Source organism: Mycolicibacillus koreensis (genome assembly GCF_002104795.1).
Taxonomy (GTDB): domain Bacteria; phylum Actinomycetota; class Actinomycetes; order Mycobacteriales; family Mycobacteriaceae; genus Mycobacterium; species Mycobacterium koreense.
On sequence record NZ_NCXO01000021.1, the window covers coordinates 37,676 to 63,702 of the forward strand.

The following is a 26,027-nucleotide window of genomic DNA, read 5'->3' on the forward strand; positions in this document are numbered from 1 at the left end:
CGGGAACGGCCGGGCTACATCGGCGCGTTCGCCGGCTGGAAGTCGCCGGTGCTGTCGGACTCCTCCTCGGCGCGGATGACGTGCACCACCGCGTTGATCAACGCCAGATGGGTGAACGCCTGCGGGAAGTTGCCCAGATGCCGGCCGGTGCGCGGTTCGATCTCCTCGGCGTAGAGGTGCAGCGGGCTGGCGAACGACAGCAGCCGCTCGCACAGGTGTTTGGCGCGGCTGATCTCCCCGATCTCCACCAGCGCGGAGACCAGCCAGAACGAGCAGATCGTGAACGCGCCTTCCTCGCCGGTCAGACCGTCGTCGGTCTCCTCGACCCGGTAGCGCAGCACCAGCCCGTCGACGGTGAGCTCGTCGGCGATCGCCAGCACCGTGTTGCGGATCCGCGGATCGTCCGGCGGCAGGAACCGGGTCAACACCGCCAGCAGCAGCGACGCGTCCAGGGCGTCGTCGCCGTAGCGCTGGGTGAGCACCCCGCGGTCGTCGACGCCGTGCTCGAGTACATCGGCCTTGATCTCCTCGGCGATCGCCCGCCACTGCTGGGCGTAGCTCTTCTCGCCCTGGACCTCGGCGAGCTTGGAGCCGCGATCCAGCGCCACCCAGCACATGATCTTCGAGGAGGTGAAGTGCTGGGGTTCGCCGCGCACCTCCCAGATGCCGCGGTCGGGTTCCCGCCAGTGTTTGATGGCCTCCTCGACCTGCTGTTTGAGCACCGGCCACAGCGCCTCGGGGATCTGTTCTCGCGACCGCGCGTGCAGATACACCGAGTCGAGCATGGTGCCCCAGATGTCATGCTGACGCTGGTTGTAGGCGCCGTTGCCGATGCGCACCGGACGGGCGTTGTCGTAGCCGGACAGGTGATGCAGCTCGTCTTCCTCCAGGTGGCGCTCCCCGCCGACGCCGTACATCACCTGCAGGGGGTGGCGTTCACCGTTGTTGGCCCCGGACACATCGGCGATGAACGCGAAGAAGTCGTCGGCCTCCCGGTCCAGGCCCAGCGTGTACAGGCCCCACAACGCAAACGTGGAATCCCGGATCCAGGCGTAGCGGTAGTCCCAGTTGCGTTCCCCCTGCGGGGTCTCCGGCAGCGACGTGGTGCTCGCCGCCAGCAGCGCCCCGGTCGGCGAGTAGGTCAACCCCTTCAACGTCAGCGCACTGCGCTGCAGATACGACCGCCACGGGTGGTCGGGGAAGTCACCGATGTTGATCCACTGGCGCCAACACTCGGTGGTGTTCCACAGTTTCTCGGCGGCCTCCTCGTAGGTCTGCGGGGCCGGGTGCTTGCTCCAACTCAACGCCACGAAGACGTTGTCGCCCTCCTTGAGCCGGGTGCGGGCGCGCGCCTCCCGGCCCTCCAGCCCGATCCGCAGGTTGGTGGTCAGCCGCAGCATCGGATGGGCGTCGGGGTTGGTCTTCGCCCGGGCCACCGCCTCCCCGTAGGCACTGGCCGAGTACTCCCAGCACGCCCCGATCCGGTGGTAGTCGAACGCCGGTTCGCAGCTCATCATCAACTCGACGGTGCCGCTGACACAGCGCACGCTGCGCAGAAGGATGTGTTCGGCGTCCCAGTCCATCGGGGTGCGCCGGTGCGTGCGCGACCGGGTCTCGATGTCATGCCACGGGCCCATCACCAGCGCGTCGCGCACGATCAGCCAGCCGGTGTGGGTCTGCCAGGTGGTCTCCAGGATGAGGCTGCCCGGCAGGTAGCGCCGCGCCGAGGGCACCGACACCCCGTAGGGGCCGATCCGGAAATGCCCGGCGCTGCGGTCGAGCATCGCGCCGAACACGCTGGGGGAGTCCGGACGGGGCACACACAGCCACTCCACCGATCCGGCGGCCGAGATCAGGCAGGTCGTCTCACAGTCGGAGAGGAACGCATAGTCGGCGATCGGGGGGAACGGGTTGCGCAGTCCGGCGCCGGCGTAGGGGACCGGTTCGGTGACCGTGTGCGGCGCGGGCGGGGCGTCGTCGGCGGGCTGAACGTGGGTGACCATGCCGCCATCATCATCTGTGGCCCGGCCCCGCGTCCACCCGTTCACCGGCCCGGCGGTCAGCCGATATCCACTCGAGACCGTGGGGGCCGCCGCACCGGGGCCCACCGGTGCTTAAGGTGGGGGCGTGGACGGCTTCCTGAATTGGTGGGACGGTGTGGAGCTGTGGCTGTCCGGGCTGGGGTTCGCGCTGCAAACCGTGCTGGTGATGCCGGTCGTCCTGCTGATCTCCTACGGGCTGGCGATCGTGCTCGACGGGGTGTTGGGCAACGGGATCCGGCTGATGCATCGCCACCGGAACCCCGACGAGGCGGACACCGGATCGTGAAACCGATGCCGCGGTCGCGGGTGACGCTCATCCTGGTCATTTTGATCCTGTTGGTGGTCGGCACCTGGCTGCTCGCCCGCTGACGCGGCGGGGCAACGTCGCCGGTCGATTCTGTTAGGCTTCCCGCCATGTACGCAGCGTCTGGCCTCGCGCCGTGCCCGGTGGCGGCGCCAGCCACCCCGGCCCGCTGTGTCGCCGCGCACTGTTGTCGCTGACCGGCAGCCCCGTTCGCGGTCTGATGGTCCGGGCCCGGCGCGCCCCTTTCTGATCCGCGCCGCCGCTCCTGGCACCCCGCCGCGTACCTCCCTCCCGACGCCACCCGGAAAGGCCATCGATGTACGCGTCCCGGATCACCGCACTCGCCCTCACCGGTGCCTTGCTCGCGGCCTGCGGCGGCGGTCCCAGCGACGAGGTGGGCGCCAAGGCGCGCAGCGACGCCGAGACGGGGATCACCCTGGTCACCTACGCGGTGACCGAACCCGGCTGGAGCACGGTGATCCCGGCGTTCCACGATTCCGAATTCGGTGAGGGCGTCGAGGTGACCGCCTCCTACGGCGCGTCCGCCGACCAGTCGCGCGGCGTCGCCGACGGCAAACCCGCCGATGTGGTGAACTTCTCGGTGGAGCCCGACATCACGCGCCTGGTGGATGCGGGAAAGGTCTCGTCGTCGTGGAATGACGATGCCACCAAAGGCATCCCGTTCGGGTCGGTGGTGACGCTGGTGGTACGCAAAGGCAACCCGTTGAACATCCGAAGCTGGGACGACCTGCTGCGTCCCGGCCTGGAGGTCATCACTCCCAACCCGTTGAGTTCGGGTTCAGCGAAGTGGAACCTGCTGGCCCCGTATGCCGCCACAAGCGACGGCGGGAAAAACCCGCAGGCCGGCCTGGATTTCATCACCAAGCTGGTCAACGACCATGTGCGGCTGCGGCCGGGTTCCGGCCGGGAAGCCACCGACGTGTTCACCCAGGGCTCCGGTGATGTGCTGATCAGCTACGAGAATGAGGCGATCGCCGCCGAACACCAGGGCAAGGACGTCGAGCACGTTGTGCCGGAGCGGACCTTCCGGATCGACAACCCGGTGGCCGTGGTCACCACCACCCGGCATCTGGACGCGGCGACCGCGTTCAAGAATTTCCTGTACCTGCCGCAGACCCAGCGGCTGTGGGCGCAGGCCGGGTTCCGGCCGGTGGACCCGGCGGTGCGGACCGAGTTCGCCGCGACCTTCCCGACGCCGCGCACCCTGTACACCATCGACGACCTCGGCGGGTGGGACGCCGTCGACCCGCACCTGTTCGCCAAGAGCACCGGCGCGATCACCCACATCTATCTGGAGGCCACCGGATGAGCGCCCCGGCGCCCGCGGTGTCGCGCGGTCTGCCCGACCGCCGCCACGGCGGCACCGGGTTGCGTGTCGGCATGGCCACCGGATGGCTGTCGGTGATCGTGCTGCTGCCGTTGGCGGCGATCGTCTGGCAGGCCGGCGGTGCCGGCGCGGACAGCTTCGTCGCGGCGGTCGCCTCGCGCGCCGCGGTGGAGTCCTTCCGGGTCACCGTGACCCTGGCGGTGGCGGTCACCGTGCTCAACCTGGTGTTCGGGCTGCTCATCGCCTGGGTGCTGGTGCGCGACGAGTTCGTCGGCAAACGGCTGGTCGAGGCGATCATCGACCTGCCGTTCGCGCTGCCCACCATCGTCGCGAGCCTGGTGATGCTGGCGCTGTACGGTCCGCAGAGCCCGGTCGGGCTGCACCTGCAGCACACCGGTTGGGGGGTGGCGCTGGCGCTGGCGTTCGTCACCTGCCCGTTCGTGGTGCGCACCGTGCAACCGGTGCTGTTGGAGATCGACCACGAGGCCGAGGAGGCCGCGGCGTCACTGGGGGCGACCAACCTCACCGTGTTCCGCCGCATCGTGCTGCCGTCGCTGATCCCGGCGCTGTTCACCGGTGCCGGGCTCGCGTTCTCCCGCGCGATCGGTGAGTTCGGCTCGGTGGTGCTCATCGGCGGTGCGGTGCCGGGCAAGACCGAGGTGTCCTCACAGTGGATCCGCACCCTGATCGAGAACGACGACCGAGCCGGGGCAGCGGCGATCTCGATCGTGCTGCTGGCGATCTCGTTCTCGGTGCTGGTGGTGCTGCGCCTCGTCGGCGGCCGGGTCGCCAAACTCGAGGAGCAGCAGCCGTGAGCCCCTCACCGGCGGTGCGGCGGTTGCTGCGCGGTGTGGCCTTGGCTTACATCGCAGTGCTGCTGGTGGTGCCGGTCGGGTTGATCCTGTGGCGGACCTTCGCGCCGGGATTTCCCCAGTTCATCGCCTACATCAGCACTCCGGCGGCGATCGCCGCGCTGGATCTGTCGCTGCTCGTGGTCGCGATCGTGGTGCCGCTGAACGTGCTGTTCGGTGTGCCGACCGCGTTGGTGTTGGCCCGCAACCGCTTTCGCGGCAAAGGCCTGTTGCAGGCGCTGATCGACCTTCCGTTCGCGGTGTCGCCGGTCATCGTCGGCGTTGCACTGATCGTGTTGTGGGGCTCGGCCGGTGCGCTCGGCTTCGTCGAGAACAACCTGGGATTCAAGATCATCTTCGGGCTGCCCGGCATCGTGTTGGCCAGCATCTTCGTCACCTGCCCGTTCGTGGTGCGTGAGGTCGAACCGGTGCTGCGCGAAATCGGCACCGACCAGGAGGAGGCGGCCGCCACGCTGGGTGCCACGTCGTGGCAGACGTTCTGGCGCATCACGCTGCCGTCGATCCGGTGGGGCCTGACCTACGGCATCGTCTTGACGGTGGCGCGCACCCTCGGTGAATACGGGGCGGTGCTGATGGTGTCGTCGAACCTTCCGGGCACGTCGCAGACCCTGACGCTGTTGGTCTCCGACCGCTACAGCCGCGGTGAGGAGTACGGCGCCTACGCGCTGTCGACGTTGCTGATGGCGGTGGCCGTTCTCGTGCTCATCGCCCAGGTGATCCTCGATGCCCGTCGCACCCGGGTGGCCCAATGACCGAGCAAGAGAAGGAGACGGCGGTGGACACCGCGATCACCGTGCGCGGGGCCAGCAAACGCTACGGCGATTTCGTCGCCCTCGACAACGTCGATTTCACCGTTCCGGCAGGATCGTTGACCGCGTTGCTCGGGCCCAGCGGGTCCGGGAAATCGACGTTGCTGCGTGCGATCGCCGGACTCGATCACCCCGACAGCGGGACCATCACCATCCACGGCCGCGATGTCACAGGGGTGCCGCCGCAGCAGCGGGGGATCGGGTTCGTGTTCCAGCATTACGCGGCCTTCAAGCACATGACGGTGCGAGACAACGTGGCCTTCGGTCTGAAGATCCGCCACCGCCCCAAGACCGAGATCGCCGCGAAGGTCGACAACCTGCTGGAGGTTGTGGGGCTCAGCGGATTCCAGACCCGCTACCCCAACCAGCTCTCCGGTGGGCAGCGTCAGCGGATGGCGCTGGCCCGGGCGCTGGCGGTGGACCCGCAGGTGCTGCTGCTCGACGAACCCTTCGGCGCCCTCGATGCGAAGGTCCGCGACGATCTGCGGGTGTGGTTGCGGCGTTTGCACGACGAAACCCACGTCACCACGGTGCTGGTCACCCACGACCAGGCCGAGGCGCTCGACGTGGCCGGACGCATCGCGGTGCTCAACAACGGGCGCATCGAACAGATCGGCACCCCCGATGAGGTCTACGACGAGCCCGCGAACGCGTTCGTGATGTCGTTTCTGGGCCCGGTGTCCTCGCTCAACGGCACCCTGGTGCGTCCGCACGACATCCGGGTGGGCCGCAATCCGGAGATGGCGGTCGCCGACACCGATTCGACCGCCACGGCAGCGGTGCTGCGCGCAACGGTCAACCGTGTGGTCATGCTCGGATTCGAGGTGCGGGTGGAGTTGACCAACGCCGCGACCGGGCATGCGTTCACCGCCCAGATCACCCGCGGTGACGCCGAGGCGCTGCAACTGGTCGCCGGTGACACCGTTTACGTGCGCGCCACCCAGGTCTCGACCCTGACCGCCTCGACACCGACCGCCTCGACACCGACCGCCGGTCCCGGCTGATCCGGCCCCGCGGACGCACCGGTAGCGGCGTGCGGCTGGGCGTTCGGTCAGGCCGCGACCCGGCCGGCCAGCACCTCTTCGACCCGGTCGAGCACGGTGGCGGCGACCAACCGGTGGGCTCCGAGGGGTTCGGCCATCGCGAGATCGCGGCGGGCGGCGAACTCGGCGACCCTGTCGGTGATGCGGCCGTGCGCGAGGAACCATGGTGCGACCACCACGCGGGTGATGCCGCGGGCGTAGAGGCGGTCGGCGGCGGCGTCGAGCGAGGCGGCCGGCCCGGTGGCGAACCCGACCTCCGCACCGGCCCAGCGCGTTCCGCGGGTCAACCGTTCGGCGATCTGCGCGGTCCGGGCATTGGCCTGCGGGTGCGAGGAGCCGACAGCCACCACCAGCACGCCGAGTTCGGCGTCGAAGCGGGAGACCCCCGACTCGCCGAGGCGCTGACGCATCACCTGCAGCAGCCGATCGTCTTCACCGAGCACGGCGGCTTGGCGCACCTTTGTCCCGGACTCGGATGTCCCGGACTCGGAGATGAGCGCCGGGATGTCGGTGTGGGCGTGATAGGCGCCGGCCAACAGGAACGGCGCCACGATCACGTCGTCGTGCACCCCGCGCAGTGCGGTGCTCAGGTTCGGCGTGTTGTGTTCGCAGAACGCCACGCGCACATCGAATTCCGGTGCCACCCGGCGTAGATGCCCGGCGATCGCCCGGGTGTTGGCCGGCGAGCGGGAATCCGCGCTGCCGTGCGCGGTCAACAACAGCGTGGTCACGAGGCGTGCAGCCCGCACTCGATCTTGGCGTTGCCCGCCCAGCGCCCGCTGCGCGGATCGGCGCCGGCGACCGGTTTGGCCGTGCACGGCGCGCACCCGATCGACGGATAGCCCTCGTCGATGAGCGGGTTGACCAGCACGTCGTGCTCGGCGATGTAGGCCGCCATGTCCTCGTCGGTCCAGGCGGCCAGCGGGTTCACCTTCACCAGCCCGAACGTCTCGTCGAAGCTGATCAGCGGTGCGTTGGCCCGGGTCGGTGCCTCCACACGCCGGATCCCGGTCACCCAGGCGCCGTAGCCGCGCAGGGTCCGGGTGAGTGGTTCGACTTTGCGCAGCCGGCAGCACAGGCCCGGGTCGCGGGCGAACAGGTCCTTGCCGTGGGCGGCGTCCTGTTCGGCGACGGTCTGCTCCGGGGTCACGTTGAGGATGCGGACGTCGTAGACCGTCGCCACCGCGTCGCGGGTGCCGATCGTCTCGGCGAAGTGGTAGCCGGTGTCCAAGAACAGCACCGGCACGCCGGGGCGCACCGCGGCGGCCAGGTCCACCAGCACCGCGTCGGCCATGTTGGAGGCCACCACATAGTCGGGCTCACCGGCCCCGCCGAAGTGTTCGTCGGTCCAGGTCAACAGTTCGGTGGCGTCGGCGCCGTCGAGTTCAGCCGCACCGCGGGCCGCCAACTTCCGCAACTGCGCTTCGGTCCGGGCGCTCATCGCAGATCGTCCTCCTCGGCGCGAACGGCCCACTGCGCGAAGCGTTCCCCGTCGGTGCGCTGTTTGATGAAGTTGCGCACCAACCGCTCGATGTAATCGCCGAGCTCGTCGCTGGTGACCTTGTGCTGACGCAGCTTGCGTCCGAATCCGCTGTCGGCGCCGAGACTGCCGCCCAGGTGCACCTGGAAACCGGGCACCGGGTTGCCGTCGCCGTCGTCGATCATCTGGCCCTTGAACCCGATGTCGGCGACCTGGATGCGCGCGCAGGAGTTCGGGCAGCCGTTGAGGTTGACCGTGACCGGCACATCCAGCAGCGCGTTGAGGTCCTCGAGGCGCTGCTCGAGCTCCGGCACCAGCCCCTGGGCGCGCACCCGGGTCTCGACGAACGACAACTTGCAGAACTCCAGACCGGTGCAGGCCATCAGGTTGCGGCGCCACGGCGACGGGTTGGCCGGCAAGCCGAGGGCCTCCAGCCCGGCGAGCAGGTCCTCGAGGCGGTCGTCGGCGACGTCGAGGATGATCAGCTTCTGGTACGGGGTGAACCGGGCGCGGTCGGATCCGGCCTGCTCCATCAGCTCGGCGACCTTGGTCAGCGTGGTGCCCGACACCCGGCCGGAGACCGGGGCCACGCCGACGGCGTTGAGGCCGTTGCGGGTCTTCTGCACGCCGACGTGGTCGATGGTGGCGGTCGGCTGCACCGGCGCCGGGCCGTCGACGAGGCGGCGGCCCAGGTACTCGGATTCGAGGACCTCGCGGAATTTCTCCACCCCCCAGTCCTTGACCAGGAACTTCAGCCGGGCCTTGGAGCGCAGCCGGCGGTAGCCGTAGTCGCGGAAGAGCTTGGTGACCGCCTCCCACACCTCGGGCACCTCGTCCAGCGGCACCCAGGCGCCGAGGCGTTGGGCCAGCATCGGGTTGGTGGACAACCCGCCGCCGACCCACAGGTCCAGGCCCGGGCCGTGCTCGGGGTGCTCGACCCCGATGAACGACACGTCGTTGACCTCGTGGGCGACGTCCTGCAGCCCGGAGATCGCGGTCTTGTACTTGCGGGGCAGGTTGGCGTATTCGGGGTCGCCGACGTAGCGGCGCACGATCTCGTCGAGCGCGGGCGTGGGGTCGAGCACCTCGTCGAGGGATTCCCCGGCCAGCGGCGAGCCGAGCATGCCGCGCGGGCAGTCGCCGCACGCCTCGGTGGTCTGCAGGCCCACGGCGGCCAGCCGGTCCCAGATCTGCGGGACGTTCTCGATCTCGATCCAGTGGTACTGCAGGTTCATCCGGTCGGAGATGTCGGCGGTGTCGCGGGCGAATTCGGTGGAGATCGCGCCCAGGGTGCGCATCGCGGCCACCGACAGCGGCTTGCCGTCGCAGCGCACCCGCATCATGAAGTAGGGGGCTTCGAGCAGGTCGGCGTTCTCGTCGCCGGTGAACGTGCCGTCGTAGCCCTGGGTGCGCTGGGTGTAGAGGCCCATCCAGCGGAACCGGCCCCGCAGATCGGTCTTGTCGATCGAGTCGAAGCCCTGCTTGGAGTAGGTGTCGAGGATCCGGGCCCGCACGTTCAACGCCGGGTCGTCGCGCTTGAGCTCCTCGTTGGGGTTGAGCGGGTCGACGCTGCCCAGCGCCCACTGGCCCTCATCGCGGGTCTTCTTCGGCCGCGATTTCGGCGCGGCGGTCGAGGTGGTGGTCATCGGGTTGCTCCTTCGTCGCGGAGCCGCCGGATAGTGCGCAGGCCAGCAGGGCTGCCCGGTCGCGCAGATCCGGCGGCCAGCTGGGGATGATCAGTGGGCGGGTCTACGGCGTCAAGGCAGACAACAACAGCTGCAGACGCGCTTGAAATCGACGTGGCGCCGCGCCACCAGGGCGATGTCGAACGGGGTGCGGCGAGCAACAGTCACGCTGGCCATTGTGCCATGCGAACCCGAAAACGCCCTAACCGGGTGAAATTTCTGCTCACGGTGAGTAAAAGTCGCCCCGGTCGGTCCTGAACGGTCGCTGTGCGGATCGCTGAGAGTCTGCCGGACGTCGCCGCACCGGGCCGTGTCGCGCAGCCCGTCCCACCGGCGTCGGGGTGACGATTCGCCTATCGCGCAGCCGCAGGGACTCGCAGCCAGGGAGACGCCCGACGATGTCTGAGACACCCGCCCCGCCCACCGCAACCCATCGGATGAGCCTGCCGTGGCGCCCGCGCCTCGCCGCGGCGGTGATCGTTCTGTTGCTGGCGGTGGTGGCCTACGGCGGCTGGCAGGCATATCAGCGCCACCGCACCGACGCCGCCGCCGCCGAGGCCCGGGCCGCCGCCGAGCGTTACGTGCTGACACTGACCACCATCGACGGCGGCGACCCCGCACGGTACTTCGCCGCGGCCCGTGACGGTGCCACCGGGATGCTGCAGGACATGTATACCACCTCGACACCACGCCTGACGCGGTTGCTCGCCGACAAAGCGGTGGTGGCCCACGGCAGGGTGATCGACTCCGCGGTCAAATCCGCCCGCCCCACCCACGTCACCGTGTTGTTGTTCGTCGACCAGGCGGTCACCAACTCCGATGACCCCGAGCCCCACCTCGACCGCAGCCGCGTCGACATCACCATGGACAAGGTCGACGGCCGCTGGCTGGCCAGCCGGATGGAGACCCCGTGAGCGCCCGCCGCGCGACGGCGGCCCTGCTGGCCGGCGCCGTCCTGGTGGCGCCGGCCAGCAGGGCCGTCGGGGACGCCGTCAACTGGGAGGCGGTCGCCCACTGCGAGGTCTGGCGGCAACTGGTCGGCCGACACCGGCAACGGCGATTTCGGCGGGTTGCAGATCAGCGAGAGCACCTGGCGGGCCAACGGCGGCACCGCGATGGCCGCCAACCCCGCTCAGGCCAGCCCCGCCGAACAGGTCGACGTCGCCAAACGCATCCTGGCCCGGCAGGGCCCGGACGCCTGGCCGCGCTGCCTGTCGGCCAGCCGCGACGCCGCCCCGGCCGGTTCGCTGAGCCACCTGATCACCGAATTGTGGAACGACGCCGGTGGCTACCGCGGGCCGCGGTGAGCCGACGCGCTTAGAGTCGACGGCATGGCGCCGTCCGCGCTGCCGACCCTGCAGCTTCGCCCCGACACCCCGTTCGGGCTGTATCTGCATGTGCCGTTCTGCCTGACCCGCTGCGGGTACTGCGACTTCAACACCTACACGCCCGCCGAATTGGGCGGAGTCAACCCGGACGCCTGGCTGGCGGCGCTGTGCGCGGAGCTGACGATGGCCGCCGAGCAACTCGGCGGGCCGGTCGTCGACACCGTGTTCGTCGGTGGGGGCACGCCGTCGCTGCTGGGCGGGACCCGGATGCGGGTGATGCTCGACGCGGTGCGCGACAGTTTCGGGCTGGCGCCGCAGGCGGAGGTCACCACCGAGGCGAACCCGGAATCGACTTCCCCGGAGTTCTTCGACGAGATCCGCGCGGCCGGCTACACCCGGGTGTCGCTGGGCATGCAGTCGGTGGCGCCCCGGGTGTTGGCGACGCTGGACCGGGTGCACTCACCGGGCCGGGCACAGGTCGCGGCCGCCGAGGCGTTCGCCGCGGGATTCGAGCACGTCAGCCTGGATCTGATCTACGGCACCCCGGGGGAGCGCGACGACGACCTGCGCGCCTCGGTGGAGGCCGCCCTGGCCGCCGGGGTCGACCACGTCTCGGCCTACGCGCTGATCGTCGAAGACGGCACCGCGTTGGCCCGCCGGGTTCGCCGCGGGGAGCTGCCCGCCCCCGACGACGATGTGCTCGCCGCCCGCTACGAGATCGTCGACGCGATGCTCTCGGCGGGCGGCCTGCACTGGTATGAGGTGTCCAACTGGAGCCGCGGAGGCGGACAGTGCCGCCACAACCTCGGCTACTGGGACGGTGGTCAATGGTGGGGGGCGGGGCCCGGCGCGCACGGCCACATCGGCGACATCCGATGCTGGAACGTCAAGCACCCCAACGCCTACGCGACCGCCATCGACGAACAACGGTTGCCGGTGGCCGGTTACGAGACGCTCTCGGCGGTCGACCGGCACACCGAAGAGGTCATGCTGGGGCTGCGGCTGCGCCAGGGGCTGGCCACCGCGCTGCTGAACGCCGAGGAACTCCGCCGCGCCCAGACCGCGATCGGCGACGGGCTGCTGATCGCCGAGGGGCAGCGGCTGGTGCTCACCGACCGGGGCCGGCTGCTGGCCGACGCGGTGGTGCGCACCCTTCTGGGCTGAGGTCTTCTGGGCTGGGCTTTCCGGGCTGAGTCTTCTGGGCTGGGTCTTCTGGGCCCAGGACGCCCGGCCCACCGCCATCACCGGCGAGACCCGGCAACCCGGGCCGGTCAGCATCTGCGGAGAAAATAGCATCAAAAACCCGCGCGTGAGATTATTCACCCGTCGAAAAACCGTGAATGCGGAAAAATACCGCTATTGTTTCCGCGGATGCGGAAACGGAGGCGACCGTGTCATGCGGCCATCGCCGCTCGGGCGCGCCCATCCGGCGCGACCGGCGCCACCTCGAGAATCGCCGAGCAAAGGACGGATCTGCCATGGTCACGAGAGCGCCGAGACGGGCACTGCCGGAGAACCGGGTGCACCGAACGGGCAACCGGGTTCTGCTGGTGCTGGGGCGTCAGGAGTGGATGGACCGGCCCAGCTACCGATTCGAGAACATGCTGACGTTCGCGTTCAACGCCTTCGGCGGTGCCCGCGACCGGATCGCCAATCTGCTCAACGGGGTGTGGCTGGGTCATCCGGTGCATCCACCGCTGGCGTCGCTGACCAGCGGGGCGATCGGAACCACGGTCGCCCTCGACGCGCTGAGCATCCTGCCGGGCCGGCCGAAGACCGAGGTGTTCGATGCCTCCCGGTTCGCCCAACGTGCTCTGGGCGTCGGGATCGTCGCCAACCTGGCGTCCGCGGTGACCGGTATCGCCGACTGGCAGCACACCCATGAGCAGGATCGGCGGATCGGCGCGGTGCACGGGATCTTGAACGTGATCGCCACCGGTCTGTACCTCCGATCGTGGCGCGATCGTCGTCGGGGTCGCCACCGGCGGGGGATCGTGACCAGCGCGCTGGCGTACGGAATCACCACCGGCAGCGGATTTTTGGGCGGCTCTTTGGTCTTCGGCTCGGGAATCGGGCTGGACCAGTCGGGAAACCGGCTGCGGATCGGGCAGTGGACTCCGGTCGCGCCGGTGACCGATCTGCCGGCCGGGAAACCCACCCGGGTCGACGTCGACGGGGTGCCGGTGGTGCTCTGCCGCACCGGCGACACCGTGGCCGCGCTGGGCGGGCTCTGCCCGCACCTGGCCGCACCGATGGAGGACGGCTGGCTCGACCGGGGGCGCATCGTCTGCCCCTGGCACGGGTCCCAATTCGACACCGCCACCGGCGAGGTCGTCCGTGGGCCGGCCGCGGCGCCGCTGCCCTGCTATGAGGCGCGGGTGCGCGGCGGCACCGTCGAACTGCGCGACGGTACCGACCATCCGGTCGGCTCGGGGAGACACACCCCGGTGTTCGCGATCACCGATGCCGAAACCACCGAGAAACCCGTCACCGAGGAGGCCGGCCAGCCGTGAGCAACGCCTACGACGTCCTGCGAGACCATCACAACGTGCTGCGTGATCTGGGCACCCGGTTGAAGGCGGCTGCGGTCGGTTCGGCCGAACGCCAGCGCATCCTCGATGAACTGCTGATGGAGTTCGACATCCACATGCGCATCGAGGACGACATCTACTATCCGGCGCTGGCGGCGGCCAGCCGGTTGATCGCGATCGCCCACGCCGAGCACCGGCAGATCTACGACGCGCTGGCCACCGCGCTGCGCACCCCCACCGCCTCACCGGCGTACGAGGACGAGTGGAACTTCTTTCTCACGGTGCTCGAGGCCCACGCCGAGGAGGAGGAGCGCGACCTGATTCCCCCGCCGGCGCCGGTCGCGTTGACCGAGCAGCAGTTGGAGGACCTCGGTGCACAGATGAGCGCACGGATGGCCACGCTGCGCAACTCCCGCTGGCAGCGCTGGCACGTCAAGGGTCGGGCGGCTCTGCTGCGCGCGATGTAGTGCGGCGGCAGCGCCGCTACGGCCACCGGTTGGCGCGCCCGAGCGGGCGCTCACCGTCGCCGGTGCGTTCGACGAGCGCAATATCGCTGCGCCCGGACTGATTCATCGCCCAGCGCAGCCGATCGAGGTGAAACCGGCGCGCGCCCACCACCGTGCGATACGGCAGGTCGGTGAGCACCTCCTGGTCGCGCGCCGGCATCGGAACCGGGTTCTTGCCGGCACCGAGCGCGGCGATCTCGACGGTGCCGCGCGCGTCATCGGCGGTGATCACCACCTGTGAGATCTCGGCCCAGGGCACCAGCGTGGCGCGAAACCGCAGCCCGAGAACATCGCCGATGAACAGCGTGGACGTGGCCAGGTGATAGCCGATACCGGCCACCACCGCGAGCGCCAGCACCAGTTTCAGCCCCTGCCAGCCCCACGTGAGCCCCACGACGCCGGCGAGCTGGCCGGTGGCCCAGATCAGCACGACGCCGCCGACCACGACGGCCAGCAGCCGCAGGCCGGCCAGCCGCACCGCGATGCGGTAGCGCATCTGCCGGATGGCGTTGCGCGCCCCGACGGCCGCGGCCACGGTCACCGCCGCGGCGACGACGACCACCGGGCCCGCCACGGCCACCGAACGGCCGGTGATCACGTACGGCAGCGCCACCAGCAGCGTCAGCGCGGACACCGCGGCCACGACCAGAAACGACTTGTACGGTGTCGCCGCCGCGCGTCGGTGCGCCAGGGCCTCGGCCCGGGTGACGGGCTGCAGCGAATACGCCATGACACAACCCTTTCTGAAGTCCCCTCTGAAGTCGGGGCCGCTTCGGCGGCGGATCCACGATAGGCCGAAGCCGCGCCCGCCCGGCGGGAGCCTCCCGGATGTAACACCGGAGCCGGTATCGACGACAACAGCAGTATCGGAGCGCCACTTCGGTGCCGATACCTCAGCGAAAGGATCTAACCGTGACCGTGAAAACCCTGACCACCGGTGTGGCCGCCGTCGCCGCGATCGGTGCCGCCGCCTTCGGCGTGGGCACCGCGATCGCCCCGGCCCCCGCGTCACACGTCCAGCTCGCCGCCGTGGGTGCTCCGCTGCCGTTGGACCCGGCCGAGGCGCTGCCGACCGCCGACCAGCTGGTCGGCCTGCTCAACAGCCTCGCCGACCCGGCCGTGCCGTTCGCCAACAAGGGCAACCTCATCGAAGGCGGCCTCGGCGGCGCCGAGAGCGCGGTCGCCGACCACAAGCTGCGCAAGGCCGAACGCAAGGGCCAGTTGCCGCTGGCGTTCGCCGTGAACAACATCGCCCCGGCCGGCCCGGGCTCCGCCAGCGCCGATGTCACGGTCTCCGGTCCGCAGCTGGCGGCCCGTACGATGAACCTCACCTTCGTCGACCTGGGCGGATGGGAGCTGTCGCGGGCATCGGTCAACCAGCTGATCCAGGCCACCTCGGCGAGCTGACCAGCGGCCCGGCGACGGGGTGTTTCGCCGAAAGATAGGTTAGGCTACATTTACTAACCGTGACCGAGGTTAGTGTTCAAGCCCCCGTCGCCGCGGCCGATCTGGTGGCGATCCCGGCGGGCTTCGCCCCCGTCGACATCGCCGCCGAACTGGCCGCGGCGCTGCCGGAACGTGACGGCGAGGACTACCAGCTCTACGAGCGTGGCGGCACCTGGACCCTGGCGATCGGGGTGCGGGCCATGGTCGAACTCGACAGCGACGAGTTGCGCCGGGTCGACGACACCGGCGGCGTGCAGCGTCGGCGCTGGTCGGGTCGGCCCGCCGCGGTGCTCGCTGAGGCCGTGGACGCGATGCTGCTCGACGCGGACCAGGCGTTCGGTTGGGTGGCGTTCGAGTTCGCGGCCCACCGCTGGGGACTGCAGGAACGGTTGGATCCGGGCACACCGCTGGCGCGGGTGTTCTGCCCACGCAACCGCATCGTCATCACCGCCGAGCAGGTGCAGATGTTCGGCGCCGACGAGCGTGCACGCTCGGCGCTGGCGGCGCTGTTGGCCCAGGGGCCCTCGCCGCTGCCGGCACCCACCGCCGTCGACGTCGGTCTGGACACCAGCGGGTTCTGCGATCGGGTCGCCGCCGCGATCGCTGAGATCACCGCCGGCCGCTACGAGAAGGTCATCCTGTCGCGCCGGATCCCGTTGCCGTTCGCCGTGGATTTTCCGGCCACCTACCGCCTGGGCCGGCGCAACAACACCCCGGCGCGTTCGTTTCTGCTGCGGCTGGGCGGAATACGGTCGGTGGGCTTCAGCCCCGAACTGGTCGCCGCGGTACGCGCCAACGGTGTGGTCCTCACCGAACCGCTGGCCGGCACCAGGGCGCTGGGACGCGGCGCCGACCCGGACCGTGTGGCCCGCGAGGACCTGGTCTCCGACGCCAAGGAGATCGTCGAACACGCCATCTCGGTGCGCACCTCCATGGAGGAGATGGCCGAGGTCGCCGAACCGGGCACCGCCGGGGTCACCGACTTCATGACGGTGCGCGAGCGCGGCAGCGTCCAACACCTCGGGTCCACGGTGCGCGCCCGCCTGGCGCCGCGATGCAACCGGATGGACGCCCTGGAAGCCTTCTTCCCGGCGGTCACCGCGTCGGGGATCCCGAAAGGCGAAGCCCTCGACGCCATCATGCGCCTCGACGAAGGCCTTCGTGGACTGTATGCGGGCGCCGTGGTGATGTTCGGCGCCGACGGCGAGATGGACGCCGCCTTGACGCTGCGAGCCGCCTACGAGCGCAGCCGGCAGGCGTGGTTGCGGGCCGGTGCAGGTGTGATCGCCGCATCCACCCCGGAACGCGAATTCGAGGAGACCTGCGAGAAACTCGCTACGGTCGCGCCGTATCTGGTGGCCGCCGAACCGCGCGGCGGACCCAGTCAGCCGTGAGCCGGCCGTGCGCCGGCCGTGAGTCAGCCGTGCGGCGGCACCAGGACGTCGCTGAGCAGCGAGCCGACCAAAGATTCGATGGTCGATTCGATCGACGAGGCCAGTGTTGCGGTCACCGAGGCCACCGCCTGGGTGCGGAATCGCACCAGCATCGTGATCAGATCGGCGATCTCGGTGTCCGCCGGCAGCGCCTCGCCCAGGTTGAGGCGACCGAGAACGTGATCAGCGCCGGCGCGCACCAGCAGATCGCTGATGGCGTCGAGGTGCGGCACGATCTGTTCATGCAAGTCGATCAGTGTCTCGATATCGATGCCGTAGTCACTGATCTCCTGAAATGCCGCAATGAGTTTCGGACGGGTGATCGTCGCGGTCATCCCATCGACGCGAATGATCTCCAGAGCCACCAGTCGGGTGAACGCCGCCGGGTTGCCGATCAGTGCTTCGGCGGCGCTGCGCGACATCGTCTCGGGACGCTCGGTGGTCCAGGTCCCCGCGATCGCGGACTCCAGGCCCAGCACGTCGGCGAGGCTTTTGCCGTTCTCCCAGGCGGCGAGCATCTCCTTGACGTGGGCGATGGTGTAGCCGCGGTCGAGCATCGAGGTGATCAGCCGTAGCCGGGTCAGGTGGGTGTCGTTGTACAGCGCGATCCGGCCGACCCGCAGCGGGGCCGGCAGCAGACCCCGGTCCCGGTACACCCGGATGTTGCGGGTGGTGGTCGCCGCCAGCCGGGCCAACTCCTCGACGCGGTACTCCCCGGAGTTCGGCGCGTCCGGGTGGCGGGCGGCGGCGTCGAACAGTTGGCGCACCGCGGCCCCGATCACGTCGCGCGATCCGCGGCGCAGCCGCCGCGGCGCACGGCGCAGGTTCGCCAGGATCCCGGTGACCGTGCCCGGTTCGCCGTGCGGATCGGCCATCACGCCGACACGACGGCGCGGTCGCCGGACTCCCGGGGAACCGCGAGGTAGTCGGTCTTGCGGAACGAACGCATCTGTCGAAGATACTGGGTCGCAAAGCCCGGATACATCGCCGCGTTGAACCCGTCGTCGGTCAGGTACCAGCTGCGGCACCCCGACATCCAGGTCGTTTTCGCCAGGCGGCGCTGCAGCCGGGCGTTGTGGCGGCGTTGAACCTCGCTGCGCACATCGAGATAGCGCAGGTCGTCGCGCACGATCGTGGTGATCGCGCGCACCACGTAGTCCAGTTGACCCTCGACGTAGACCAGCAGGGAATTGTGCCCGGGGCCGGAGTTGGGTCCGGTCATGAAGAACAGGTTGGGATAGCCGTGGGCCTGGATGCTCTTGTAGGCCTGACCGCCGCCGGCCCAGTCGTCGGCCAGGCTGCGCCCGTCGAGACCGGTCACCGGAAACGGCGGCCCGTTCAGGTGCACGTCGTAGCCGGTGGCGAACACGATCGCATCCAGGCGGTGTTCCACGCCGTCGCTGGTGCGGATCCCGGCCGGGCTCAGCGTCGCGATCGGCCAGTCGATCAGTTTGCAGTTGGGACGCTGCAGGGCGGGGTAGTAGTCGCTGGAGAGCAGCATCCGTTTACACCCCGGGGTGAAATCAGGGGTGAGTTGGCGCCGCAGCCACGGATCGGCGACAGCGACCCGCAGGTGGGCGCGGCCCAACCGGGCCACCAGCCCGCTGAGCGGGGTGTCCCACACCAGGGCGGTGGCGGTGACCTCGTGGCCCCAGAAGAGCGCCTGGCGGGCCAGATCCTGGGCGGCCGGCACGCGGGCGAACAGATCCTTGACCGCCGCGGGGATGGGGACGTCCGCACGGGGCAGCACCCACCCGGGGGTGCGTTGGAACACCTTGACGAAATCGGCTCTTTCGACCAGTTCGGGAACGATCTGCACGGCGCTGGCCCCGGTGCCGACGACCGCGACCCGTTTGCCGGTGAAGTCGTAGTCGTCGTCCCAGCGGGCGGAGTGGATGACGTGGCCGGTGTAGCTGTCGAGGCCACGGATGTCGGGAAGGCCGGCATCGGTCAACGGGCCCGACGCCAACACCACACTGCGCGCCCGAAAACGCCGGCGGCCCACGGTGATGATCCACACCCCGGCCCGCTCGTCGAAGCGCAGACCGGTGACCTCATGGCCGAACCGGATCCGGTCGCGCACCGAGAACTGATCGGCCATGTCGTCGATGTGGTCGCAGATCTCCGCGGCGGGGGAGTAGGCCCGCGACCATGACGGGTTCTTGACGAACGAATAGGAGTACAGCAATGACGGGATGTCGCAGGCCGCACCGGGATAGCGGGTGTCGCGCCAGGTGCCGCCGACCCGGTCGCTGCGTTCCAGGATGACGAAGTCGTCCAGTCCGGCCTGATCGAGTTTGATCGCCGCGCCGATCCCGCTGAATCCGGCGCCGATGATCACCGTCTGGTAGATGCGGGCCTTCGGCATGATCAGGCCGCCGGCTCGTGGGTGAGTTCCTTGAACCAACTGGGGATGGGCTTGAGCAGCCGCCGCGGGTAGAGATCCGACAGCCAGATCGTCGGGTTGGCCAGCCGGTGATATCTGCTGTCGGGGTTGGCGAACATCTTCGCGTAACCCTTGATCAGTTGGTAGGTCGGCACCTTCTGGGTCTTCTGGCCGCGGTCACCGAACTGTTGGAACCGCATCAGCGCGCTGTAGAGGCGCTGCGGATCCATCCCCATGCCGATGATCTCGTTGCGCACCCGGTTGAACAGCGGCACCGCCATCAGCGCCCCGATGATCACCCCCGGTGTGGCGATGTTGCCGACGAACTCGATCATCAGTTTGCGGGTGGTGGCGTGCCCGATCAGTTCCAGTACCGCGAAATCGACGGCGATGTGCCGCGACTCGTCATTGTTGATCTTCTCGAACACCTGGTGGCAGACCGGGTCGTCGACCTCGTCGAGCAAAAACTTCAGCAACGCCCCGTCGAGGGCGACCTCCAGCATCGGGATGACGGTGCCCAGCACCGACAACGGCATGTCGTCGGCGTAGTCGTCGAGCCACTGCATGGCCAGACGGATGTTGACGTTGGGCTCGGGAAACTCGCCGTCGTCGAGCATTCCCCAGCGCTTCATCAACGCCAGTTCGGCGTTGGCGTGCCGCTGTTCCTCGGCGTGGAAGTAGCGGTAGACCTCGGCCAGTGTTGCGGTGGGCGCCTTGCGCGCCATCGCCGCGAACCCACGTGCGCCGATGTTCTCGATCCAGCACAGATCCGCCATGAAGGCCTTCAGTCTCGGTCGCATCTCGTCGGTGATGGTCTCGGCGCCCGGCGCCTCCCAGTCGACGTCGGCCAGCGCCCACTGGCGGTCCTTGATCTTGGTGAGCATGACATCCATGTCGATGGTCATCGCCGATCCTCCAGGTGATGTGGGTGTTCAGTGCGGCCCGGCTCGAGAGACCAATCCGATGCCGCGGGTGTACATCTTGGGGGCGAAACGCTTGATGCCCCAACCGATCTTGGCGTCCAACTGGGGCATGCAATACAGCGATCCGCGATCGTGGCTGTCCAGGCAGTCCCGGGCGACCCGGTCGGCGGAGAACCCGGTCCACCGCATCAACCGGTCGGCGAGCTCACCGGAATGCGTGGTGATCCGGCCGGCGTCGACGATGTTGGTCTTGACGAATGTCGGGCACAGCACGGTGACGCCGATCCCGGTGCCGGACAGTTCCGCGGCGAGGGTCTCCGACAGCGACAGCACGCCGGCTTTGGAGACGTTGTAGGCGGCCATGTTCGGCGCCGCCCCGAAGGAGGCGGCCGACGCGACGTTGATGATGCCGCGCGGGCGGTTCCGCGGCGCGTCGCGCAGGATCGGGGTGAACACGTGACAGCCGTGGATGGGGCCCCACAGGTTGATCCCCAACGTCCAGGACCAGTCGTCGATCGGCATCTCGCCGATGGGGGTGCCGCCGGCGCCGACACCGGCGTTGTTGATGACCAGGGTGGGCGGGCCGTCGAGCCAGGCCTGGGCGGCGGTGGCCAGTTTCACCACGTTGTTGAGCCGCGACACATCGCAGCGCAGTGCGGTGGCACGCCCCCCGGCGGCGGTGATCGCCGCCGCGGTGCGTTCGGCGGCTGCCTTGTCGATGTCGCTGCAGACCACGGCTCCGCCGCGGTGGCCCAGCTCGCGGGCGAACGCCGCCCCGATGCCGCTTCCGGCGCCGGTGACCACCGCCGCCGCGTTGCGGCTGCGCTTGACCGACCGGCCGAAGACCATGTGAGCAAGTCAACAGTCAATGGTGACATTAGTCAATGGCAATGTCGGGGGCGTGTCCGATTCGTTGCCGGGTGCTGCGCCCGGCACCGCCCGGTCACGGTCCGGTCAGGCGCGCCGCCAATGCCTTCTTGTCGACTTTGCCGAACGCGGTCGTGGGGAAGTGGGGCATCGCGACGAGGGAGTCGAGGCGGGTGTGGGTGGCTGCGCCCCGGGCGGCGAGATGGCCGTTGAGATCGGCGAGGGTGGCCGCCGTGCCGTGGAAGCTCACTGCCGCGCAGATCTTCTCGCCGAGATGTTCGTCGGGCAGGCCCACGACGGCCACCGCGCGTACCGAGGGGTGCTCGAGCAGATGGTCTTCGATGTCGGCGGCCGCGATGCTCTCCCCGGCGCGCAGCACGACGTCTTTGAGGCGCCCGGTGACCTCCAGGTTGCCGTCGGGCCGGCGACGGACGCGGTCGCCGCTGCGGAAGAACCCGTCGGCGCTGAAGGCGTCGCGGTTGGCGTCCGGATCGGCGAAATAACCGTTGAACGTGTAGGGGCCGCGCACCCACAGCTCACCCTCGGCGCCCGGCTCCACCTCGGCCCCGGCGTCGTCGACGACGCGGACCTCGTCGGCGGGGCTCAGTGGCCGGCCCTGCGTGTTCTCCACGACCTCGGGCGGATCGTCGAGGCGGGTGAAGTTGAGCAATCCCTCGGCCATCCCGAAGACCTGCTGCAGACCCGGGGTCAACGTGGCGCGGATCCGCCGGGCATCCTCGGGGGCCAGTTTGGCGCCGCCGACTTGCAACAGCCGCAGCGTCGTCGGGGTGACCGGCTCCCAGGCGCAGGCCTGTGACCACAGTGCGGCCAGGGGGGGCACCAGGGCGGTCACCGTCACCGCGTGGCGGTCGATGGCGGCGAACGCGGACTCGGGGCTGGCGTCGGCGGTGAAGACGGTGGCCGCCCCGACGGAGACGGCGCCGAGCAGGCCCGGGCAGGCCAGCGGAAAATTGTGTGCCGCCGGCAGGACCGTCAGGTACACGTCATCAGCGGTCAGCCCGCACAGTGCCGCGCTGGCGGTGGCGTTGTAGACGTAGTCGTCGTGGGTGCGCGGGATCAGTTTCGGCAGTCCCGTGGTGCCGCCGGAGGCCAGCAGCAACGCCGGCGTCGTCGTGGAACCGGCCAGGCGGGGAGCCGCGGCATCGCTGACCAGTGCGCTCAACGACACGAAACGGCCGGGGTCGCCGTCGATGACCACATGCTCAAGGCCCGGGTGGCCGCGTTGTAGGGCGGCGCCGCTGTCGCGCGCATCCCCGTCGGCGTTGTCGGCGAGGACGGCGCCGACGGCGCCGCTGCGCCGGGCGAAGTGCGTCAGTTCGGTGCTGCGGTGTCCGGGCAGGCAGAGCACCGGGATGGCCCCGGCGCGCAGCAGCCCGAACAGCGCCACCGCGAAACGGGTGGTGTTGGGAAGCTGCAGCAGCACCCGCTGGCCGGGGCGGATGCCCAGCGCAGCCAGCCCGGCGGCGAGGCGGTCGGCCTGCTCGTCGAGGCCGGCGAAGGTGTGGCGGGTTTCGGCGTCGGCGACCGCGAGGCGCTGCGGCCACTGCGTGGCGGCGTCGCGCAGCAGCGCGTCAACGCGTTTGCCCACCCAGTATCCGGCGGCGCGGTAACGGTGCGCGCGCTGCGGCCCGAAGGGCACGAAATCGGTCGTGGGGTCCGGCCCGGCGGCGCCATCGGGGTGGGTGGCCGTCACAAGTCACCTCTTCCGGGTCGGTGTCGGGGGAGCCGCATCATCGTGTAGCGTACCGAAAGTTAGGACAGCCTGCGCTAACCAGGGAGGGTCACGGTGGGTCGTGGACGCGGCACAGGGGCCGACGTACGGTGAGCGGCACCCTGGCTGTGGTGGGCGCGGGGGCCAAGGCCGTCGCGGTGGCCGCCAAGGCCGCCGCCCTGCGGCAGATGGGCATTGCCACCGTCGACGTCGTGGCGATCGAGCGCACCGCGGTCGCGGCCAACTGGCGTGCCGAAGGCGGCTGGACCGACGGACGGCAGCGGCTGGGCACCAACCCGGAGAAGGACGTCGGCTTCCCCTACCGTTCGCGGCTGGTCCCCGGCCGCGACGCCGAGCTCGACGCCGCGTTGCAGCGCTGGAGCTGGCAGGCCTTCCTCATCGCCACCGACCAGTTCGTCGGCTGGGTCGATCGGGGCCGGCCCGCGCCCAGCCACGACACCTGGGCGCAGTACCTGCGCTGGGTCGCGGAGATGGCCGGTCTCAACGTTATCCGCGGTGAACTGGTCAGCGTCGACGTCGACGCGACCCGGTGGAATCTGCACACCCGCGGCAGCACGGTGGTGGCCGACGCGCTGATGATCACCGGCCCGGGACAGTCCGAACGGTCGATGCTGCCCGGTGACCCCCGCGTGCTGTCGATTGCGCAGTTCTGGCGCCGGGCCGGCGGGCGGGACCGCATCAGCGCCGAGAAGGTCGCGGTCATCGGCGGTGGGGAGACGGCGGCGTCGATGCTCAACGAACTGTTCCACCACCGGGTCGCCTCGGTCACCGCGATTTCGCCGCAGCCGACCCTCTACACCCGCGGCGAAGGCTATTTCGAGAACTCGCTGTTCTCCGATCCGGACCGGTGGCGCGGTCTGACCAGGGCCGAACGCCTCGACTGCATCTCCCGGACCGACCGCGGTGTGTTCTCGGCACGCGTCCAGGAGGCGCTGCTCGCCGATGAACGCATCAGGCATCTGCGCGGCCGGGTCACCAACCTGACCGAGCATGACGGCCGGATCTGGGCGACCGTCCGCAACGGCGGCGACGAACACGACACCGGCCTGCACGGATTCGACCTCGTCATCGACGGTTCGGGAGCCGATCCGATGTGGTTCACCGCGCTGCTCGCCGCGTCGGCGCGCGAGCGGGTGCAGGCGGCGGTGGGCGACGCGGTCACCGCCTCGGCGCTGCAGGAGACGATCGGCGCCGACCTCGCGGTCACCGGCATGTCGCCGACCCTGTTCCTGCCCAACCTCGCCGGCCTCAGTCAAGGGCCCGGGTTCCCGAACCTGAGCTGTTTGGGTCTGCTCTCCGACCGGATCCTGGGCGCCGAGATCACCGCTGACCGATCGACGATGGAGACACCGCGTGCATACCAATCCGTTTGACGACGACACCGCGACATTCAGCGTGCTGGTCAACGACGAAGGCCAACACAGCCTGTGGCCGGAGTTCGCCGCGGTGCCCGAGGGCTGGCGGCCGGTCTTCGGTCCCGACACCCGCGCCAACTGCCTGGGCTACGTCGACGAGCACTGGATCGACATGCGTCCCGCCGGCCTGCGTGCGGCGATGGGCGACCAGTAGAGACCATCGAGGGAGTCGCGCCGGGTGGTCAACCGCCGATCCGGGTGGCCAGGTCGGTGATCGAGGCGCCCCCGAGTAGATCGGTGACGTCCAACTCGTAGTTGAATTCCGCGTGGACCCGGCGCCGGAACTCCAACGCCTGCAACGAGTCCAGCCCAATCGCGACCATGGGGATATCGGTGTCGATGGCGGCGTCGCTGCCCAGGCCGATGGTGCCGGCCAGCAGATTCTTCAGCCGTTGCTCCGGCTTGTCGCCGCCGGTGCGAGGCGCCGCCACGGCATCGGTGGTGGTCGGTGTCGGCAACTGCGAGAGCAGCGGCCCGTAGCCGTAGGCCGCCATGACCGGTCGAGCCACCGCCAGGTCGAACGCGGCGACCACGGCGTCATCGGTGAGCCGGGTGATGCCCACCGCGCGCGCCTGCTCAGGTGCCATCGGCACCATCCCGGTCGCGGCCAGCTTCGCGGCCCCGGCGGCGTCGAGACTCACCGTGGTCCATTGCCCCCACTGCACCGCGATGCAGTCCACGCCGCGGGCGCGCAGGTGGTGGGCGAACGCGTCGAGCATGCGATTGGCCGCCGCGTACAGGATCTGCCCGCGCCCCCCGATGGTGGCCGCAACCGATGAGCACAACACGACCCGGCAGTCGTCGGTGCGGGGAAACGCCGCCATCACCCGGCCGATGCCGAGCACCTTCGCGCCGAGGACCCCATCGGCGCGCTCCGGGGTGATCTCGGCGGAGTCAGCGTCGTCGTAGGCCAACGCGGCGTGGATGATCAGGTCGGCCGGTGTCGCGCGGTGACGCTCGGCGAACGCGGCGACCGCCGCCTCATCGGTGAGATCGCACTCGGCGACGTCGACCTGCGTCGCGGCCGAGGCGCCGATTCGACGCAGCCGGTCGGTGACGGTGGTGCTCTGGCCGGATCGGCTCACCAGCGTGATCCGGTGCGTGCCGCGGCCGAGGAAATGCTCACAGAACTCCAGGCCCAGATTCCCTGTGCCGCCGAAGATCACGACGTGGCGGTAGGGCAGGTTCTCCGGATCGCCCGGCGCGGGCGGACCTTCGACGATGCGTTTGACGTACAGCCCGTCCTCGCGCACCGCGATCTCGGGTTCACCCTTGGTGTGAACAGCCGAGAGGATCCCGGCCGCCGCCGACGGCGGCGAAACACCCGCGGGCAGGTCCACGTGGTTGAAGGCCGATTCGGGGAATTCGGCGCCGAAACTGCGGAATCCGGCGGCCAGTGCGGCCCCGGCGAGCGCCGGCGGCGGGTCCTCGGCGGTGGCGTACTCGGCGCCGACGGTCACCAGCCAGACATCGGTGGGTGTGCCCGCTGTCGCCGGCCACCAGGTGCGGTCGGCGAAGAACGACCGAACCTGCGCGCAGGCGGCGTCGAGGTCGCCGGGCGTCGCCGGCGGGGAAACGATCACGACGGTGTCGAGGTCGCCGGGAACATCGCGTTGTTGGCCGGGGTCGAGGGGGTACGCGGTGGCGCCGACCGTGTGGGCGGCACGCCGGAGTTCCTCGGTCCACGCACCGGCCGATCCGGTGTGGTCGATGACCCCGATCGTGCGTGGCGGCCGCATCGCGCGCTGGCTCAACCGTTCCCAACGCTCGGTCAGCGCCTGGATCGCAACGGGCGTGCTCTGCTTCGCCGGGGCCGGGGCCGGGGCCGCCACCGGTAGGCCGGCCGCCAGGCACAC

Annotated in this window: 26 protein-coding genes; 14 read left to right on the forward strand and 12 right to left on the reverse strand. The window is 69.8% G+C overall.

What is annotated here, in order from left to right; all coding sequences use genetic code 11:
* Nucleotides 1-14: 14 nt before the first annotated feature.
* Nucleotides 15-2,003, reverse strand: coding sequence for a glycoside hydrolase family 15 protein (locus tag B8W67_RS10775; protein WP_069391589.1), 1,989 nt, complete (start codon nucleotides 2,001-2,003; stop codon nucleotides 15-17).
* A gap of 124 nt (nucleotides 2,004-2,127) precedes the next feature.
* On the opposite strand from B8W67_RS10775, the gene B8W67_RS10780 reads away from it, so the two are divergent.
* From B8W67_RS10780 to B8W67_RS10805, 5 genes are all read left to right on the forward strand, one after another.
* A complete protein-coding gene (locus B8W67_RS10780) occupies nucleotides 2,128-2,328 on the forward strand; it encodes a hypothetical protein (protein WP_069391588.1) in 201 nt (66 codons plus the stop codon).
* A 334-nt stretch (nucleotides 2,329-2,662) separates the two neighbouring features.
* Nucleotides 2,663-3,676 carry a sulfate ABC transporter substrate-binding protein gene (locus B8W67_RS10790; protein WP_085303928.1) on the forward strand — a complete coding sequence of 338 codons (1,014 nt, stop codon included), beginning with the start codon at nucleotides 2,663-2,665 and terminating at the stop codon, nucleotides 3,674-3,676.
* The gene (gene cysT, locus B8W67_RS10795; protein WP_085303929.1) at nucleotides 3,673-4,509 is read left to right on the forward strand and encodes a sulfate ABC transporter permease subunit CysT; all 837 of its coding nucleotides are present in this window, start codon (nucleotides 3,673-3,675) and stop codon (nucleotides 4,507-4,509) included. The genes B8W67_RS10790 and cysT overlap by 4 nt, the downstream gene beginning before the upstream one ends.
* The gene (gene cysW, locus B8W67_RS10800; RefSeq protein WP_069391585.1) at nucleotides 4,506-5,318 is read left to right on the forward strand and encodes a sulfate ABC transporter permease subunit CysW; all 813 of its coding nucleotides are present in this window, start codon (nucleotides 4,506-4,508) and stop codon (nucleotides 5,316-5,318) included. The genes cysT and cysW overlap by 4 nt, the downstream gene beginning before the upstream one ends.
* The gene (locus tag B8W67_RS10805; RefSeq protein WP_085303931.1) at nucleotides 5,315-6,379 is read left to right on the forward strand and encodes a sulfate/molybdate ABC transporter ATP-binding protein; all 1,065 of its coding nucleotides are present in this window, start codon (nucleotides 5,315-5,317) and stop codon (nucleotides 6,377-6,379) included. Before cysW ends, B8W67_RS10805 begins: the two co-directional genes overlap by 4 nt.
* Before the next feature lie 47 nt (nucleotides 6,380-6,426).
* Here the strand turns inward: B8W67_RS10805 and B8W67_RS10810 are convergent, their stop codons facing one another.
* The 4 genes from B8W67_RS10810 to B8W67_RS21675 form a co-directional block, all read right to left on the reverse strand.
* Nucleotides 6,427-7,167, reverse strand: coding sequence for a sirohydrochlorin chelatase (locus B8W67_RS10810; RefSeq protein WP_085303933.1), 741 nt, complete (start codon nucleotides 7,165-7,167; stop codon nucleotides 6,427-6,429).
* Entirely contained in the window at nucleotides 7,146-7,859 is a 714-nt protein-coding gene (locus tag B8W67_RS10815; RefSeq protein WP_069391582.1) for a phosphoadenylyl-sulfate reductase, read from the reverse strand. The genes B8W67_RS10810 and B8W67_RS10815 overlap by 22 nt, the downstream gene beginning before the upstream one ends.
* A complete protein-coding gene (locus B8W67_RS10820) occupies nucleotides 7,856-9,544 on the reverse strand; it encodes a nitrite/sulfite reductase (protein ID WP_069391581.1) in 1,689 nt (562 codons plus the stop codon). Before B8W67_RS10820 ends, B8W67_RS10815 begins: the two co-directional genes overlap by 4 nt.
* A 111-nt stretch (nucleotides 9,545-9,655) precedes the next feature.
* A complete protein-coding gene (locus B8W67_RS21675) occupies nucleotides 9,656-9,760 on the reverse strand; it encodes an Ms4527A family Cys-rich leader peptide (RefSeq protein WP_372507479.1) in 105 nt (34 codons plus the stop codon).
* 221 nt (nucleotides 9,761-9,981) lie between these two features.
* Here B8W67_RS21675 and B8W67_RS10825 point away from each other — a divergent pair, with 221 nt between their 5' ends.
* The 5 genes from B8W67_RS10825 (at nucleotide 9,982) to B8W67_RS10845 (ending at nucleotide 13,909) form a co-directional block, all read left to right on the forward strand.
* Nucleotides 9,982-10,497: an Rv1363c family protein gene (locus tag B8W67_RS10825; protein ID WP_131814654.1), complete on the forward strand. Its 516-nt coding sequence runs from the start codon at nucleotides 9,982-9,984 to the stop codon at nucleotides 10,495-10,497.
* A 156-nt stretch (nucleotides 10,498-10,653) separates the two neighbouring features.
* Complete coding sequence (locus tag B8W67_RS10830) at nucleotides 10,654-10,890, forward strand: transglycosylase family protein (RefSeq protein WP_272937727.1); 237 nt, start codon at nucleotides 10,654-10,656, stop codon at nucleotides 10,888-10,890.
* A gap of 24 nt (nucleotides 10,891-10,914) precedes the next feature.
* Complete coding sequence (gene hemW / locus B8W67_RS10835) at nucleotides 10,915-12,075, forward strand: radical SAM family heme chaperone HemW (RefSeq protein WP_085303935.1); 1,161 nt, start codon at nucleotides 10,915-10,917, stop codon at nucleotides 12,073-12,075.
* A gap of 407 nt (nucleotides 12,076-12,482) precedes the next feature.
* Nucleotides 12,483-13,424 (forward strand): Rieske (2Fe-2S) protein, encoded by a 942-nt coding sequence (locus B8W67_RS10840; RefSeq protein ID WP_372507484.1) that lies wholly within the window; start codon nucleotides 12,483-12,485, stop codon nucleotides 13,422-13,424.
* Entirely contained in the window at nucleotides 13,421-13,909 is a 489-nt protein-coding gene (locus B8W67_RS10845) for a hemerythrin domain-containing protein (protein WP_069391578.1), read from the forward strand. Before B8W67_RS10840 ends, B8W67_RS10845 begins: the two co-directional genes overlap by 4 nt.
* Nucleotides 13,910-13,925: 16 nt before the next feature.
* Here B8W67_RS10845 and B8W67_RS10850 read toward each other — a convergent pair whose 3' ends face one another.
* Nucleotides 13,926-14,678, reverse strand: coding sequence for a hypothetical protein (locus B8W67_RS10850; RefSeq protein WP_085303939.1), 753 nt, complete (start codon nucleotides 14,676-14,678; stop codon nucleotides 13,926-13,928).
* 182 nt (nucleotides 14,679-14,860) lie between these two features.
* Between B8W67_RS10850 and B8W67_RS10855 the strand changes: the two genes are divergently transcribed.
* Both B8W67_RS10855 and B8W67_RS10860 read left to right on the forward strand, forming a co-directional pair.
* The gene (locus B8W67_RS10855; protein ID WP_085303940.1) at nucleotides 14,861-15,355 is read left to right on the forward strand and encodes an MTB12 family secreted protein; all 495 of its coding nucleotides are present in this window, start codon (nucleotides 14,861-14,863) and stop codon (nucleotides 15,353-15,355) included.
* 59 nt (nucleotides 15,356-15,414) lie between these two features.
* Nucleotides 15,415-16,788: a salicylate synthase gene (locus B8W67_RS10860; RefSeq protein ID WP_085303942.1), complete on the forward strand. Its 1,374-nt coding sequence runs from the start codon at nucleotides 15,415-15,417 to the stop codon at nucleotides 16,786-16,788.
* 23 nt (nucleotides 16,789-16,811) lie between these two features.
* On the opposite strand, the gene B8W67_RS10865 is transcribed toward B8W67_RS10860, so the two are convergent.
* The 5 genes from B8W67_RS10865 to B8W67_RS10885 all read right to left on the reverse strand — a co-directional run bounded on the left by B8W67_RS10865 (nucleotide 16,812) and on the right by B8W67_RS10885 (nucleotide 22,717).
* Nucleotides 16,812-17,702: a MerR family transcriptional regulator gene (locus B8W67_RS10865; protein ID WP_069391574.1), complete on the reverse strand. Its 891-nt coding sequence runs from the start codon at nucleotides 17,700-17,702 to the stop codon at nucleotides 16,812-16,814.
* The gene (locus B8W67_RS10870) at nucleotides 17,702-19,195 is read right to left on the reverse strand and encodes a flavin-containing monooxygenase (protein ID WP_085303944.1); all 1,494 of its coding nucleotides are present in this window, start codon (nucleotides 19,193-19,195) and stop codon (nucleotides 17,702-17,704) included. The genes B8W67_RS10865 and B8W67_RS10870 overlap by 1 nt, the downstream gene beginning before the upstream one ends.
* 2 nt (nucleotides 19,196-19,197) lie before the next feature.
* Entirely contained in the window at nucleotides 19,198-20,118 is a 921-nt protein-coding gene (locus B8W67_RS10875; protein ID WP_069391572.1) for a reductase, read from the reverse strand.
* Nucleotides 20,119-20,145: 27 nt separating this feature from the next.
* The gene (locus tag B8W67_RS10880; RefSeq protein WP_085303946.1) at nucleotides 20,146-20,985 is read right to left on the reverse strand and encodes an SDR family NAD(P)-dependent oxidoreductase; all 840 of its coding nucleotides are present in this window, start codon (nucleotides 20,983-20,985) and stop codon (nucleotides 20,146-20,148) included.
* Between the two features lie 94 nt (nucleotides 20,986-21,079).
* On the reverse strand, nucleotides 21,080-22,717 hold the full coding sequence (locus B8W67_RS10885) for a (2,3-dihydroxybenzoyl)adenylate synthase (protein WP_109561768.1): 1,638 nt from the start codon (nucleotides 22,715-22,717) through the stop codon (nucleotides 21,080-21,082).
* A gap of 128 nt (nucleotides 22,718-22,845) precedes the next feature.
* On the opposite strand from B8W67_RS10885, the gene mbtG reads away from it, so the two are divergent.
* Together mbtG and B8W67_RS10895 are read left to right on the forward strand one after the other, a co-directional pair.
* Nucleotides 22,846-24,129, forward strand: coding sequence for an NADPH-dependent L-lysine N(6)-monooxygenase MbtG (gene mbtG, locus B8W67_RS10890; RefSeq protein ID WP_085303948.1), 1,284 nt, complete (start codon nucleotides 22,846-22,848; stop codon nucleotides 24,127-24,129).
* Entirely contained in the window at nucleotides 24,110-24,325 is a 216-nt protein-coding gene (locus tag B8W67_RS10895) for an MbtH family protein (protein WP_085303950.1), read from the forward strand. Before mbtG ends, B8W67_RS10895 begins: the two co-directional genes overlap by 20 nt.
* Nucleotides 24,326-24,353: 28 nt before the next feature.
* Here the strand turns inward: B8W67_RS10895 and B8W67_RS10900 are convergent.
* A partial coding sequence (locus tag B8W67_RS10900; RefSeq protein ID WP_133056097.1) for a beta-ketoacyl reductase occupies nucleotides 24,354-26,027 on the reverse strand: 1,674 nt, incomplete at its 5' end.